Annotated in this window: 15 protein-coding genes; 5 read left to right on the forward strand and 10 right to left on the reverse strand. The window is 60.1% G+C overall.

Annotated elements, in window-relative coordinates:
- Together ACK59H_RS21295 and ACK59H_RS21300 are read left to right on the forward strand one after the other, a co-directional pair.
- Window positions 1-405, forward strand: a 405-nt coding sequence (locus ACK59H_RS21295) for a hypothetical protein (protein WP_409264887.1), incomplete at its 5' end; no start/stop codon positions are given.
- Window positions 402-614 carry a hypothetical protein gene (locus ACK59H_RS21300; RefSeq protein WP_060479295.1) on the forward strand — a complete coding sequence of 71 codons (213 nt, stop codon included), beginning with the start codon at window positions 402-404 and terminating at the stop codon, window positions 612-614. The genes ACK59H_RS21295 and ACK59H_RS21300, both read left to right, overlap by 4 nt.
- 11 nt (window positions 615-625) lie before the next feature.
- On the opposite strand, the gene ACK59H_RS21305 is transcribed toward ACK59H_RS21300, so the two are convergent.
- The 7 genes from ACK59H_RS21305 to ACK59H_RS21335 form a co-directional block, all read right to left on the reverse strand.
- A complete protein-coding gene (locus tag ACK59H_RS21305; protein WP_060479294.1) occupies window positions 626-991 on the reverse strand; it encodes a Na+/H+ antiporter subunit G in 366 nt (121 codons plus the stop codon).
- Entirely contained in the window at window positions 988-1,266 is a 279-nt protein-coding gene (locus tag ACK59H_RS21310; RefSeq protein WP_060479293.1) for a K+/H+ antiporter subunit F, read from the reverse strand. Before ACK59H_RS21310 ends, ACK59H_RS21305 begins: the two co-directional genes overlap by 4 nt.
- Window positions 1,263-1,751, reverse strand: coding sequence for a Na+/H+ antiporter subunit E (locus tag ACK59H_RS21315; RefSeq protein WP_060479292.1), 489 nt, complete (start codon window positions 1,749-1,751; stop codon window positions 1,263-1,265). The genes ACK59H_RS21310 and ACK59H_RS21315 overlap by 4 nt, the downstream gene beginning before the upstream one ends.
- Entirely contained in the window at window positions 1,748-3,427 is a 1,680-nt protein-coding gene (locus ACK59H_RS21320; RefSeq protein WP_409264888.1) for a monovalent cation/H+ antiporter subunit D, read from the reverse strand. The genes ACK59H_RS21315 and ACK59H_RS21320 overlap by 4 nt, the downstream gene beginning before the upstream one ends.
- Entirely contained in the window at window positions 3,424-3,768 is a 345-nt protein-coding gene (locus ACK59H_RS21325) for a Na+/H+ antiporter subunit C (RefSeq protein ID WP_003250128.1), read from the reverse strand. Before ACK59H_RS21325 ends, ACK59H_RS21320 begins: the two co-directional genes overlap by 4 nt.
- Window positions 3,768-6,683: a monovalent cation/H+ antiporter subunit A gene (locus tag ACK59H_RS21330; protein ID WP_060479290.1), complete on the reverse strand. Its 2,916-nt coding sequence runs from the start codon at window positions 6,681-6,683 to the stop codon at window positions 3,768-3,770. The genes ACK59H_RS21325 and ACK59H_RS21330 overlap by 1 nt, the downstream gene beginning before the upstream one ends.
- Before the next feature lie 149 nt (window positions 6,684-6,832).
- Entirely contained in the window at window positions 6,833-7,783 is a 951-nt protein-coding gene (locus ACK59H_RS21335; RefSeq protein ID WP_060479289.1) for a DMT family transporter, read from the reverse strand.
- 82 nt (window positions 7,784-7,865) lie between these two features.
- On the opposite strand from ACK59H_RS21335, the gene ACK59H_RS21340 reads away from it, so the two are divergent.
- Complete coding sequence (locus tag ACK59H_RS21340; RefSeq protein ID WP_060479288.1) at window positions 7,866-8,429, forward strand: XRE family transcriptional regulator; 564 nt, start codon at window positions 7,866-7,868, stop codon at window positions 8,427-8,429.
- Window positions 8,430-8,514: 85 nt separating this feature from the next.
- Here the strand turns inward: ACK59H_RS21340 and soxR are convergent, their stop codons facing one another.
- Window positions 8,515-8,967, reverse strand: coding sequence for a redox-sensitive transcriptional activator SoxR (soxR, locus tag ACK59H_RS21345; RefSeq protein WP_060479287.1), 453 nt, complete (start codon window positions 8,965-8,967; stop codon window positions 8,515-8,517).
- 85 nt (window positions 8,968-9,052) lie between these two features.
- On the opposite strand from soxR, the gene ACK59H_RS21350 reads away from it, so the two are divergent.
- The gene (locus ACK59H_RS21350) at window positions 9,053-9,433 is read left to right on the forward strand and encodes a hypothetical protein (RefSeq protein WP_060479286.1); all 381 of its coding nucleotides are present in this window, start codon (window positions 9,053-9,055) and stop codon (window positions 9,431-9,433) included.
- Here the strand turns inward: ACK59H_RS21350 and ACK59H_RS21355 are convergent.
- Window positions 9,412-10,182, reverse strand: coding sequence for a S9 family peptidase (locus ACK59H_RS21355; protein ID WP_060479320.1), 771 nt, complete (start codon window positions 10,180-10,182; stop codon window positions 9,412-9,414). The two genes, ACK59H_RS21350 and ACK59H_RS21355, sit on opposite strands and share 22 nt — an antisense overlap.
- Window positions 10,166-11,278: a DUF3182 family protein gene (locus tag ACK59H_RS21360; protein WP_060479285.1), complete on the reverse strand. Its 1,113-nt coding sequence runs from the start codon at window positions 11,276-11,278 to the stop codon at window positions 10,166-10,168. Before ACK59H_RS21360 ends, ACK59H_RS21355 begins: the two co-directional genes overlap by 17 nt.
- A 224-nt stretch (window positions 11,279-11,502) precedes the next feature.
- Between ACK59H_RS21360 and ACK59H_RS21365 the strand changes: the two genes are divergently transcribed.
- Entirely contained in the window at window positions 11,503-13,320 is a 1,818-nt protein-coding gene (locus ACK59H_RS21365; protein WP_060479284.1) for an aminopeptidase P family protein, read from the forward strand.
- Window positions 13,321-13,327 lie beyond the last annotated feature (7 nt).

Here is a 13,327-nt window from a genome sequence, read left to right on the forward strand (position 1 = left end):
AAGCTGTTTCAAGGCCGTTTCATTTATGTCACCGAACAAAACCCTGAAGGCCTTTACATGGCTGAGATCGACACCGAAAGCGCTTTGGTGGTCGATGACAAGCAGCGCCTGGAGCTGAAAGTAGGCGATCACTTCCGCGCCGCGGTTCTGCCTAGCCGGGAAGGCGGCAAGCTGGAAATGCGCTTTCGCGAAATCAAGCTGAACGTTTATGGCGTCGGCGACTACGCATTCGTAACGGTGCCGGAAGGCGAAGGTATCGTGTTCCGCGAAGGCCACGGTGTGATGCTGGTCTTCGCGGCACAGCAACAGGTTCATGAAGGTTTGGGCAAATTACTCAAGGCGGTAACCGGCAAGGTCGCCAAATGGCGCAAGGGCGAGCTGACCACGTTCAAGGCCAGCGAGTGAGCAACCTTAACGAAGAGCCTGGTACACGTGCCGAGTTTCATCGGCAGCACCAGGCACAGGCACTGGCTGAGGCCCAGCGCTTGCTGGAGCAGCGTGGCGCCATGGGGAGTGGCTGGTTGAGCTGGGTGGCGGCCCAGTTGTATCAGCTGGGCCCGCCTCCTTATGTCGCCATGGTCCGGCGCGAGTTACAGCGCCTCAACGAAGCTTGAGCCCAGCCGTCTCAGTGGCCGCGGTCTCGACCACTGCTCACTTCTGCGGGCACGGATTCTTTGGACCTGCGCTTGCGGAACAGCGCTGCACGAGCAAGCAACAGCGTTGTTACCGGCACGGTAATCGACAGCAGGATCGGTATCAGCCAGGCGTGTAGCACTGGGCTGCTTTTGAGCCATGAAAAGTAGATGATCGATGCCAATGCTACGCACCAGGCGCCGATGGTTGATGCAAGCGCCGGTGGATGCATGCGTTGAAAGTAGTCTTTCAGGCGCAGCAGGCCAATGGCACCGATCAGGGCGAATACGCTACCAATCAGTAACAGTGCGGCAGTAGCCAGCTCCAGCCAGAAGGGCAGTTGAAGGGCTTCGGTCATTCGATCACCTCACCACGTAGCAGGAATTTCGCCAGGGCGAACGAACCCACAAAGCCGAACAGAGCAATCAGCAATGCACCTTCGAAGTAGGTGTCACTGGCGTAGCGTATCCCTAGTACCAGCATGGTCAGCATGCCCAGAATGTACAGATAGTCCAGGGCCAGCACCCGGTCCTGCGCCGAAGGCCCGCGAAACAGCCGTATCAGCGTCAAACCCATCGCCAGGGCGAAGATGAACAGGCTGGCGAGAACCGCGTTGGCGAGCAGGCCTGTCATTGGAAGATCTCCATTAAAGGGCGTTCGTAGGTGAGTTTGAAATGCTCGATGAAGGCCGCTTCATCGTGCAGCTCGAACACATGCAGCAGCAGTACGCTGCGATCCAGGGCCAGCTCCGACCATACGGTACCCGGCACGACGGTTGTGATCATTGCCAATGCCGCGAGGCCGTGGGCGTCGCGCAGGTCCAGCGGAATATGCACGAAGGCCGAACGCGGTGGACGCTGCCGAGCACGCAGTACGGTGCTAGCGACTTGCAGGTTGGACCGAACCACATCCATGCCTACACGACAAATCAGCTTTATCATCACCCAAGGTTTTCGCACGTGGGCGTGTTGCGGACGCAGCGGTGCCATCAGCATCGGCGCCAGGACGCCCAGTGCGGCCCCAAGCAACAGGTTGCCGGGGCTGACCGAGAGATTCAACAGCAGCCACAGCAAGAACAAGGCCGCCGACAGCAGCGGAGCGGGGAACAGTCGGCTCATGGCTGCACCTGTACATTAGGTGTTGTGGGGCCGGGTAGAGGCCGGGCGGCCATCACGGCTTCGATATAGGCATCCGGCGCCTGGAGGCTGGCGGCTGTGTCCTGGGTGTAGCGCAACAACGGTTCGGCCCTGAAGCTGAGGACCATACACAAGCCGAGGAGGATCACGATCGGCAGGCACTCAAACCCGCGCAGCGCGGGCGAAGGGCGTTCTTCGGGTTTCCAGAAGCGCTGGATGCCTACTCGGCCGAAGGCGATAAGCGAGGCCATGCCCCCGAGAATCAGCAGCGCCACTAGTACCCAGCCTGCAGGTTGGAGCGCAGATTCGGCTGGCATTCCCAAGCCTTGCGGATTGAACAGCGCGTTGATCAGGTTGAGTTTGCTGACGAACCCGGACAGCGGCGGCATGCCGATAATCAGCAGGGCGCAGGCGATGAAGCTAAGGCCTAGAAATGCCATGGTCCAAGGGATGATCTGGCCGATCACCGCTTTCTGCTCGTCGTCAAGGTTGATGCCCTTGGGCGGATGCAGCGACTCAAGCGGCGGAGGCATCGCATCTTCTTCCTCCTCCAGCGGCATCTCGTTGGCCGAGCGCGAGCGCTCGATCAGCTCGGCGAGCAAGAACAGTGCGCACAGCGCGAGGGTCGAGTTGACCAGGTAAAACAGGGCTGCGCCAGTGAGTGCTGGCTGGGCGAAACCCAGCGCCCCCAGCAGGGTGCCAGCAGAAACCAGGATGCTCAGCGCAGCCATGCGCTCCAGGCGCTGTGCGGCCAGTATCGACACCGTCGCCACGGCCAAGGTGATCAGCCCCCCATAGACCAGCCATTGCCCACCGAAATGCGCCGAGGCCCCGGCCTGCCCGGAGAATAGCAGCGTCCACAGTCGCAGAACCGCATACAGGCCGACCTTGGTCATGATGGCGAACAGTGCGGCGACTGGCGCACTGGCTGAGGCGTAGGCAGGGACCAGCCAGAAATTCAGCGGCCAGATCCCGGCCTTGGCTAGAAACGCCATCGCCAGGATTGCCGCACCTGCGTGCAGCAAACCACGATCTGCTTCAGGCACTAACGGAATCTTCAACGCCAGGTCAGCCATATTCAGGGTGCCGGTGACGCCATACAGCATCGCTGCGCCAATCAGAAACAGGGAGGAGGCGAACAGGTTGATGGCGATATAGTGCAGCCCGGCGCGCACCCGCGCTCTGCCCGAACCATGGAGCAGTAGGCCGTAGGATGCGGCTAGCAGCACTTCGAAAAACACGAACAGGTTGAACAGGTCAGCAGTGAGAAATGCGCCATACAGGCCCATCAACTGGATCTGGAACAACGCATGAAAGCTGGCCCCCGCGCCATCCCATCGCGCTCTGGCGAACAATAGCGCGCTGACGCCGATAACCCCGGTGAGGGTCAGCATCAGGGCCGAGAGGTGGTCCACCACCAGTACGATGCCAAAGGGCGCGGGCCAGTTGCCCGGTAGATAGACGCCGATCGACTCCGCTTGGCCTTGTGCACGCACCCACATCAACAGCGTTACAGCGACTCCCAGCCCTGCGAAGGTGGAGAGCAGGTTCAAGCGAGCCTTGAGCGGGCGGTGCTTTTCGCCCAGCAACAGCATCACTGCTGCCGTCAGCAGGGGTAGCAGGATGGGCGCAATCATCAGTTGGCTAATGCCACTCATTCGTCACGCTCCCGGCCGTCCACATGGTCAGTGCCGGTCAGACCCCGCGAGGCCAGCAGTACTACCAGGAAAAGTGCGGTCATGGCAAAGCTGATAACGATGGCGGTGAGCACCAGCGCTTGCGGCAGCGGGTCGGTGTAATGCAGCAGGTCCTGAGTCACGCCATCTTTGATGATCGGCTCCTTGCCGATGAACAGGCTGCCCATGCTGAAAATGAACAGGTTGACGCCATACGACAGCAGGCATAGCCCCATGATCACCTGATAGGTGCGTGGGCGCAGGATCAACCATACCCCCGATGCTGCCAATACGCCGATGGCGACTGCAATGACTTCTTCCATCAGGCGGCTCCTGCTTGGCTGGACTTCGGCGAGTTCGCCGGGCGGTAAGCCCGTACTGACTGGTGCGCCAGAGCGGTGAGAATCAGTAAGGTCGAGCCCACTACCACCGTGTACACACCGATGTCGAAGAGCAACGCGCTGGCCACGTGCATGTCGCCGAGCAGCGGCACGTCCAGGTGGGCGGTATGGGTAGTGAGGAACGGGTACCCCAGCAACATGGCGCCGACCCCGGTCAAGGTGGCGAAGAGCAGCCCGGTGCCCATCCAGCGCAAGGGCCGCAGGCTCATCTGTGCTTCGACCCACTGGGTGCCTGCCACCATGTATTGGAGAATGAACGCTACCGACATCACCAGGCCTGCGACAAAGCCGCCACCTGGCTGGTTGTGGCCACGCATGAACAGGTACATCGACACCAGCAGGGCGATGGGCAGCAGCAGGCGCACCAATACGGCTGGCACCATCATGAAGCCCAGAGCGGTGTCGGTCGCATGCCGTGGGTTGATCAAGTCGGTTACCAGGTCTGGAGCCAACTGCCGCTGCTGAGCTGGCAACTGCATGCTCTCTTTCGGCGGGCGGAAACGGCGCAGCAGCGCGAACACGGTCAGCGCCACGGCCACCAGCACAGTGATCTCGCCGAGGGTGTCGAAACCGCGGAAGTCCACCAGCATGACATTGACCACGTTGGTGCCACCGCCTTGGGGCAGGGCGCGGCTGAGATAGAACGAAGAAATGTCGTTGGGCGTCGGCCGGGTAAGCATGGCATAAGACAGAAGGGCCATACCGCCCCCGACCAGCACAGCCAGCAGCAGGTCGCGCAGGCGCCGGGCACGGGCTCGATCACGGCTGCCAGGCAGTGGCGAGACGCCTTCGATACGCCGTGGCAGCCAGCGCAGGCCCAGCAAAATCAGTACCGTGGTTACCACTTCGACGACCAGTTGAGTCAGAGCCAGATCAGGGGCTGAAAACCATACGAAAGTGATGCAGGTCATAAGGCCGCAGACACCGACCATGATGAGGGCGGCCAAACGGTGGTACTTGGCCTGCCAGGCGGCACCGATGGCACAGGCAATGGCGATCAACCAGAGCGCGACAAATACCCCGGAGCCTGGAATCTTTGGTCGATCTCCCCAGCTCAGGCCGCTGTAGAGCATGGGGGTGAGGCCGGCTATGAAGGCGGCCAATACCAGCATGAACAGCTGTGATTGCAGGCGGCGGCTAGTGGTCACACGCTCAACTCGCCTAGCTATTAGCATCAGTTGGACCTGGCCTTGTTCAAACAGGCGCTTGCCATTGAAGCGTTCGATCAGCGGCGGGTATGGGAAGCGGCCGCGACGCAGTTGTTTGCGCAGCAGCAGATAGAGAACGATACCGCCGCTCATGGCGAGCAAACTCATCATCAGCGGTGCGTTCCAGCCGTGCCAGATAGCCAGGCTGTAGTCTGGCAAGGTACCGCCCACCACTGGCAGTGCAGCGGCGGCCAGCAGTGGGCCCACCGATTGAGACGGGAAGATGCCAACCACCAGGCAAACCAGCACCAGCAGCTCCACGGGCGCACGCATCCAGCGCGCAGGTTCATGGGGCGTGTGCGGCAGATCGGTGGCGGGTGGCCCGAAGAATACGTCAACGGTGAAACGCAAGGCGTAGGCCACACTGAAGGTGCCGGCGAGGGTGGCGATAACTGGCAGTGCGGCTTCGACCCAGGCAGTGGAGCTGATGAATACGGTTTCGGCGAAGAACATTTCTTTGGACAGGAAGCCATTCATCAACGGCACCCCTGCCATCGCCGCGCTGGCTACCATGGCCAGGGTCGCTGTGTAGGGAACCAGGCGTATCAAACCACTCAGACGCCGTATGTCACGAGTGCCGCTCTCATGGTCGATGATCCCGGCGGCCATGAACAACGAGGCCTTGAAGGTGGCGTGGTTAAGGATGTGAAACACTGCGGCGACTGCAGCCAGCGGGCTGTTGAGGCCCAGCAGCAGGGTGATCAGGCCCAGGTGGCTGATTGTCGAGTAAGCCAGCAAGCCCTTGAGGTCGTTTTGGAACATTGCCGCGAACGCGCCCAGCAGCAAAGTTATGGCACCTGCGCCGCCGACGATCCAGAACCACTCATCACTGCCCGACAACACCGGCCAGAGGCGAGCCAGCAGGAATACACCGGCCTTGACCATCGTTGCCGAGTGCAGGTAGGCGGAAACTGGAGTGGGAGCCGCCATGGCGTGGGGCAGCCAGAACTGGAAGGGGAATTGCGCACTCTTGCTCAATGCGCCGATCAGGATCAGTGGCAGCAATACCGGATAAAGTGAGTGTTGGCGAATGGCTTCGCCGGCAGCCAAAACCTTGTCCAGGTCGTAGCTGCCCACCACATGGCCGAGCAGAAGCGCCCCGACCAGCAGGCACAGACCACCTGCGCCAGTAACCATCAAGGCCATGTAGGCGCCGCGGCGCGCGTCTGCGCGGTGGTGCCAGTAGCCGATCAGCAGGAAGGAGAAGAGGCTGGTCAGTTCCCAGAAAAATACCAGCTGGATCAGGTTCCCGGAGATTACCAGGCCGAGCATGGCCCCCATGAATGCCAGGAAGAAAGCGAAAAATCGGGGTACTGGGTCCTGCGGGGACATGTAGTAGCGTGCGTACAGCGATACCAGTGTGCCGATGCCCAGTACCAGCAACGAGAACAACCAGGCGAAACCGTCCATGCGCAGCACAAAATTCAGGCCAAGGCTCGGCAACCACAGGAGTTCTTCGCGAATTACGCCGCCGTGAGCGATCTGCGGATACAGCAGTGCTACCTGGACGGTGCCGACCAGGGCAACGAGCCCGGCTAAGACGGACTCGGCATTACGCGCGTTGTGCGGCAGGACAGCTGCCAGACAACTGCCCAGGAACGGCAGAAGCAGTAGCACTATCAATGACATAGCGTTCTATTCTTGAAAGGTTTGCAAGGATCATACGTGCCGGGCCGTTTATCACCAACACGCAAGCTGTCGCAGAATCCTACAAAAGCGCTGTGACAAGCTGTTTTTTTATGACAGTTTTTTACAGAGCATAGTTTGCAAGTGGCGTTTCACAGGCCGATCTCTTGCTCGGGAGTCCCTGGCGTCTGCAAGGTTTCGCTCACTTGACGGTTGCGGCGAAGCTTTAGCTCGCTGACCACTACCGCAATTACGATCAACAGACCACCCAGCAATGCAATACCTGGCAGGCGCTCGCCGGCGATGCGCCCAACGATGCCTGCCCACACGGGTTCTCCCGCATAGATCAACGTGGCGCGCGTGGGTGACACCGACTTTTGCGCCCAATTCATCGCCACTTGGATCACCGCGCTCATGGCCCCTAGGCCTAACGCGCTAAGCAATAGCAACCAGGAGAAGTCAGGCAGACGTTCCTGGGTGGGGACAACCATCAGGAACGCTAGCAGCGAAGCGGTGGCCAATTGCACCACGGTGACGCGGCGCACATCCACTTGGCCTGCGAAGCGGCTGATCAGGATGATCTCGGCGGCGATGGCCACTGCGCTTACCAGGGTGACCACTTCACCTTCACTGAAATGCAAGGCGCCTCCCTCGGGGCCGGCCAGCAACATCAAGCCAATGAAGGCCAGGCCGATGCCGATGCTAGGCATGAGCCCTGGTCGGCGCCCCAGCACTAGCCACTGTAAAAGTGGAACGAAAGGTACGTAGAGCGCAGTAATGAACGCTGACTGGCTGCTGCTGATGGTCTGCAGGCCCATGGTCTGCAAGCCGTAGCCCAGCATGATCGACACCCCGATCAACATGCCGGCCTTCAGTTCAGTGAAGGTCAGGCCTGCCAGTGCCCGCCCCGTAGCCAGCCCGACGAACAGCGCCGCTGCCGCGAAGCGCAGGCCCACGAAGAACATCGGGCCGCTTACAGTCATGACGTTATGCACCAGCAGGAAGGTGCCGCCCCATAGCATGGTGATGAATACCAGCACCATTTCCGCTTTGCTCAGGCGCAAAGACAAGGTGGGCTGCGGGCTGCTGGTTGGCTGGTTCATGATCTTGCGTACTCGGAGAAGGCGGCGCACAATCGCCGCAAATGAGCAGTATAATGCGCAACGGGTAAAGGTGAGCAATATAGTGCACAAAGATTCTTCGCGTCAGGCGTCGGTGCTACAGCATGTCAGCCTCAATGTGCGGCGCCTGCGCAATACAGCTGGCATGAGCCAGAGTGTTTTGGCAGAACGTTCCGGCGTCAGCCGGCGCATGCTGGTGGCGATCGAGGCGGGGGAGAAGAATGTCAGCCTGACGACCCTGGATGCTATTGCACAAGCGCTTGGGGTGGTTTTCAGCACGCTGATCCAAGCGCCCGATCAGCGTGATCCCAGCCGTATCGATGAGCTGGCCTGGGCCGGTGAGCACCCGCAGAGCAAAGCCGTGTTGCTGGCAAGCAGCAGTGCTCGGCGGGAAGTGGAAATCTGGGAGTGGACCCTCGCGCCAGGTGAGCGCTACGCCAGCGAGGCGGATGCCGAGGGTTGGAGTGAACAAATCTATGTGGCCGCAGGCCAACTGACGCTCGTCATCGAAGGCGCGGAGTACTGTCTTGAAGTTGGGCAGTTCCATGTCTTCCCCAGCAATTGCCGCTATGCCTACCGGAATGATGGACACGAACCGGTGCGCTTCGTACGCAACGTGGTGATCTGAGCGGCGCGCCGCAGCGCCCTGCTGGCCGGCACCGGGGCGCCGAGCAGCTCGTTTTGTCCACGGTAAATAGTCGTTCACGCATCGCTCATGGCAGATGCGGCCCTGGTCCTGCATCAGCCAGGTGGTCCTGGCGATTACGCAGCGGGCACTCCTTTAGCGACATGCAACCACAGCCGATGCAGCCATCGAGTTGGTCACGCAGCTTGATCATCTGCTCAATACGTTGGCTCAAGTCATCACGCCAGCGTGCCGACAGGCGCTGCCAGTCTTCGGTGTTGGGCGTGTGGTCGCTTGGCAGCTCGGCCAAGGCAGCGGCGATTTGGGCCAAAGGTATACCCAAGCGTTGAGCCATCTTGATCACCGCGACGCGCCGCAGCACTGCTCTGGGGTAACGGCGCTGGTTGCCAGCGTTACGCGTGCTATGGATTAGCCCCTTGGTTTCATAGAAATGCAGCGCAGTTACTGCCACGCCGCTGCGGGCAGCCAGTTGGCCGACGCTGAGCATCTTGTCTTCGCTTACAGAGGAGGTAGTAGGCATGAGAAATACTGCTTGACCTAGAGTTAACTCAAGGTTTTACCCTGCTGGCCATTCCCTAGCAACGCTCGTAGGAAGGAGATCTGCCATGACCACCGCGCCACATTCCCTTTGGTTTACCCAGATGATCGAATATGAGGTGCCTTCCACACGCCAGGCAGCGCTGGCTGAAGCACTGATCGCGCGCAGTGAAACGCTGGCTGAGCGCTGCCTGGGGTTGCAGAGCGTCTCTATTGAGGCCAGCGATGATGGCAGCCGGGTTCTGCAATGCTTGCAATGGCAGTCACGGATAGCGTGGGAGCAAGCTGCCCAGTGGTTCGCTCAAGAGCCTTTTCTGGAATTGCTCAGTCACTATCAGGCGCGGGGCGTCAATTTTGCTGCCTATCAGGCGCTACGCGGGCTGGTGCGAGGCAGCGATGGGGGCTTTCACTGCCCGCTCGCTTCGGATCACGCGTACCAAGGGGCGTAGTGTGGATAGCGGTCAAGACGCGCGCCTATAACCATTTCACTGATCCAGGATGCAAGGATCGAACTGTACGCTTTCTGGCTCTGCTCGCTGGATAGGGCGTGATCGGCACCGTCGACAGTACGATGGGTCAGCGAATGGGCATTGATGAATGCTGAGCGATAGCTCATCAAAGTGGTGTGCGGCACGTAGTCATCATGCTCTGACTCCACCAGCAGCACGTCGCCGGCAAATTCGGCGCAGGCGGCCAAGGCCTGATTGTCTGCCGGGCCGAGAACACGTTGGCGGTAGACGTTCAGTCGCTGACGGTCCAGGGCTTGTTTAGGCATGTTCCACTCATCGTCCCAATACATCGCCGGCACCCGCAACGCGAGCCATTTCACCGGCCGTTGCAAGCTGAGGAGGGTTGCCAAATAACCACCGTAGCTGCTGCCGATGATAGCGATCGCACCGCTGTCCACAGCCGGGTGGCTGACCAGCCGATCGTACGCGACCAACAGGTCTTTCAGATTCTGTTCGCGAGTCACAGTCAGGCGCTGGCCTTCAGTCTTTTCATGGCCGCGCAGGTCGAATGTCATACAAACGCAACCCAGGCCGGTGATGTGCCGGGCCCGAGCCAGATCACGCTGTTGGCTACCGCCCCAGCCGTGGACGAAAAGTATGCCGGGCATCTTGGGGCCAGGGCTGACTATGGTGCCGACGATGCTGTCATCATCGACCTGCAATTCCACGGTTTCACTCTGAATGCCGATGCTGGCGGATTCGCGCGTATTTGCTGAGTTGTCCGAGTTCACTGTCGTTTCCCTGATAGAAAAGCGTGGCGTCAGGAGGTAAATCGGGTGCGCCGTACACCTCGTGCGTGGATGCGCATACCTGCAGAAGAGCCGGATCATCAGCAAATGCTTGCAAAGCCAGCAGTTCGGCGCTGCTTGCGCCGCCCATTCGCCAAGATTGCTCAAGCACCCCACTGCGCACCTGGCCTTGGGCTGTAGTGCCCCGGGCAACATCATAATTGCGCCGTGATGCGATGAAGCCTGGGAAGTGCTGCTCGGCAGCATGCTCATAGACCATGGCCTGATTGATCGCCAAGCGCAGGCAATCCTCCATGGGCCGCTGCAATAACGCGAGATAGTCGCCGCGCACCACGATGAGCTCGGAACCTCCGTACACTTCGGCACCTTGATGGTCACGGGTAAGCTGCTGGGTGCCGTAATAGCTGCAGGTCAGGCCGGCGACGCGAACCTGGCCGACGCTGAAGGTCTGAACGTTGCTCAGATTTTCCTCCAGTACTAGCCCCCATACTCCCAGCTCTCTTTCATCGATGTTGGCCAGCAGCGGCTCCAGTTCGTCCGCTTGGGTCAAGACTTGCTGGCCACGACCGGCACAGGCGCGCACTGGCTTGATCCTCAGTGGGCCTTCAAGCAGCAGCAACTGAGCCGCGCGACGGGCATCGACCTTACTGAACACCGTATAGCCGCGCAGCAGTGCGGTACTCGCCTGGGGAGCGAACTCGTTGGTCCAGCCATGCGGAAATCGGGCATCAGGCGGGAGCGGGTGGGATATGGCTTTGGTGGCCATGTAAGGTTGGCTAACCAAGCCGCCGAAGAAGTCCTGCTCGCCGGAAATACCCAAGGCGGCATAGCGTTCAGTGTCGACCAGGGTTTCGGTGGGAAGGTAATAGTAGTGAGAGTCCCCCCTAATCGGCGCTTCAGGCAGCACCGCATGGCAGCCCAGAAGCTGCGCCAAGCGAGCGGCCAGCTTCAGGTGCACGGCGTGCTCGTGCTCAGGCGTTCGCTCGCGGGTGTCGAGCAGAACCACGGCAGATTTTCGATGGTGGGCACTGGGCATAGCTAGGTGCCTGTGTGCAATGGATGTACAGGCTGTGAAGCATCAGTCAGTGGGAAGTTCAGCCCGAATGGACTGACGGTATCGGGTCAGTTGTAGGAATTGTCCTATTCGCAAAGCGTTCAGCGTGATTGCTCTTAGTCAGAGCGGTCGACGATTGCTACACAGTGTCAGCTGTTTCATTATTCTCCCTGTGGAATTACCCCCGAATTTTGGCAGGAGTGCGCATGAACGTTCAGAACACGATTGAGCAAAGTGTGCCAGAGCGCCTGATGCGCGTGCGCCAAGTCATGGCGCGGGAGGGCGTCGATGCACTACTGGTACCTTCCGCTGATCCGCATTTGTCCGAATACCTACCGGGGTATTGGCAAGGCCGTCGGTGGCTCTCGGGGTTCGATGGCTCAGTCGGCACTTTGGTGGTGACTGCTGACTTTGCTGGCTTGTGGGCCGACAGCCGCTATTGGGAACAAGCGGAAAATGAGCTGACCGGCAGCGGTATCGCCTTGATGAAATTGCTGCCGGGTAAACCTGGCGCCTTGGAGTGGCTAGCAGAGAACATTCGCGCCAATGGCGCCGTAGCGGTGGACGGTGCGGTAATGGCGCTGTCTCAAGCGCGCCTGCTCAAGCAGAGCCTTAAGTCACGTCAGGCTCGGCTGATCACTGATCGGGACTTGCTTGGTGAAGTATGGGAGGCGCGTCCGACGCTACCTGATAACCCCGTCTATCAGCACCTGCCACCTCACGCCACGGTCAGCCGTGCTGGCAAGCTTGGCCAGCTGCGCGCCAAGTTGCAGGAGAGGGGGGCTGACTGGCATTTCATTGCGACTCTCGACGACATAGCCTGGTTGTTCAACCTGCGCGGCAGCGATGTTTCCTACAACCCGGTTTTCCTCGCTTTCGCCTTGATCGGCATGGATCAGGCTTTCCTGTTCGTGGGGGCCGGCAAGGTCGACGAGCACCTGCGCCATGTCCTTGAAGCTGACGGTATCGAAGTGCGCGACTATTCGGCAGTGCACGATGCCCTGTCCGGGCTGGCGCCCAGCAGCCGGTTGCTCATAGACCCGGCTCGGGTGACTAGCGGTTTGCTCAAAGCGCTCGATGAACGGGTGCAACTGGTAGAGGGGTTGAACCCGACCACGCTGAGCAAATCCTGCAAGAGCGAAGACGAGCTGGTGCATGTACGCCAGGTAATGGAGCAGGACGGCGCTGCGCTGTGTGAATTCTTCGCTTGGTTAGAGACCCATATGGGCCAAGAAACCATCACTGAGTTGACGGTCGATGAACAGTTGCGTGCTGCCCGCGCTCGTCGGCCAGGGTTCGTCTCGCTGAGCTTTGCCACTATTGCGGCATTCAACGGCAATGGCGCGATGCCGCATTACCGCGCAACCGAAAAATCCCATGCGATCATCGAAGGCGATGGCCTGTTGCTGATCGACTCCGGCGGGCAATATCTGGGCGGCACCACCGACATCACGCGTATGGTCCCAATAGGGACGCCGAGCCTGGAACAGAAGCAAGATTGCACTCGCGTGCTCAAGGGCATGATCGCGTTGTCCCGCGCCCGATTTCCGCGAGGCATTCTATCCCCGCTGCTCGATGCCATCGCCAGGGCACCGATATGGGCAGATCAGGTCGATTACGGCCATGGCACCGGGCATGGCGTCGGCTACTTCATGAACGTGCACGAAGGGCCGCAGGTGATTGCCTATCAGGCCGCAACCGCGCCGCACACGGCAATGCAGGAGGGGATGATCAGTTCCATCGAGCCGGGTACCTACCGGCCGGGGGCGTGGGGAGTGCGTATCGAGAATCTGGTCGCCACTCGAGCACTGGGCAGAAGTGCATTCGGTGATTTCCTGCACTTCGAAACCTTGACGCTGTGCCCAATCGATACGCGCTGTCTGCTTCCTGACATGCTCAGTAAAGAGGAGTTGGATTGGCTTGACCAGTATCACGCCCTGGTGTCAGAGCGACTTGCTCCCTTGCTGCAGGGCGCTGCACTTGACTGGCTGAGAATTCGTACTGCACCCGTGAAAGTGGTGTGATGGTGCT

The organism is Pseudomonas sp. KCJK9000, assembly GCF_046230725.1.
GTDB lineage: Bacteria > Pseudomonadota > Gammaproteobacteria > Pseudomonadales > Pseudomonadaceae > Aquipseudomonas > Aquipseudomonas promysalinigenes.

What these genes read in the sequence shown, in the direction of transcription:
- ACK59H_RS21305 (WP_060479294.1), bottom strand. Translation starts at nt 991, where the DNA reads ATGACCGAAGCCCTTCAACTGCCCTTCTGGCTGGAGCTGGCTACTGCC.
- ACK59H_RS21360 (WP_060479285.1), bottom strand. Translation starts at nt 11,278, where the DNA reads ATGCCCAGTGCCCACCATCGAAAATCTGCCGTGGTTCTGCTCGACACC.
- ACK59H_RS21310 (WP_060479293.1), bottom strand. Translation starts at nt 1,266, where the DNA reads ATGACAGGCCTGCTCGCCAACGCGGTTCTCGCCAGCCTGTTCATCTTC.
- ACK59H_RS21330 (WP_060479290.1), bottom strand. Translation starts at nt 6,683, where the DNA reads ATGTCATTGATAGTGCTACTGCTTCTGCCGTTCCTGGGCAGTTGTCTG.
- ACK59H_RS21315 (WP_060479292.1), bottom strand. Translation starts at nt 1,751, where the DNA reads ATGAGCCGACTGTTCCCCGCTCCGCTGCTGTCGGCGGCCTTGTTCTTG.
- ACK59H_RS21320 (WP_409264888.1), bottom strand. Translation starts at nt 3,427, where the DNA reads ATGAGTGGCATTAGCCAACTGATGATTGCGCCCATCCTGCTACCCCTG.
- soxR (WP_060479287.1), bottom strand. Translation starts at nt 8,967, where the DNA reads ATGCCTACTACCTCCTCTGTAAGCGAAGACAAGATGCTCAGCGTCGGC.
- ACK59H_RS21335 (WP_060479289.1), bottom strand. Translation starts at nt 7,783, where the DNA reads ATGAACCAGCCAACCAGCAGCCCGCAGCCCACCTTGTCTTTGCGCCTG.
- ACK59H_RS21325 (WP_003250128.1), bottom strand. Translation starts at nt 3,768, where the DNA reads ATGGAAGAAGTCATTGCAGTCGCCATCGGCGTATTGGCAGCATCGGGG.
- ACK59H_RS21365 (WP_060479284.1), top strand. Translation starts at nt 11,503, where the DNA reads ATGAACGTTCAGAACACGATTGAGCAAAGTGTGCCAGAGCGCCTGATG.
- ACK59H_RS21350 (WP_060479286.1), top strand. Translation starts at nt 9,053, where the DNA reads ATGACCACCGCGCCACATTCCCTTTGGTTTACCCAGATGATCGAATAT.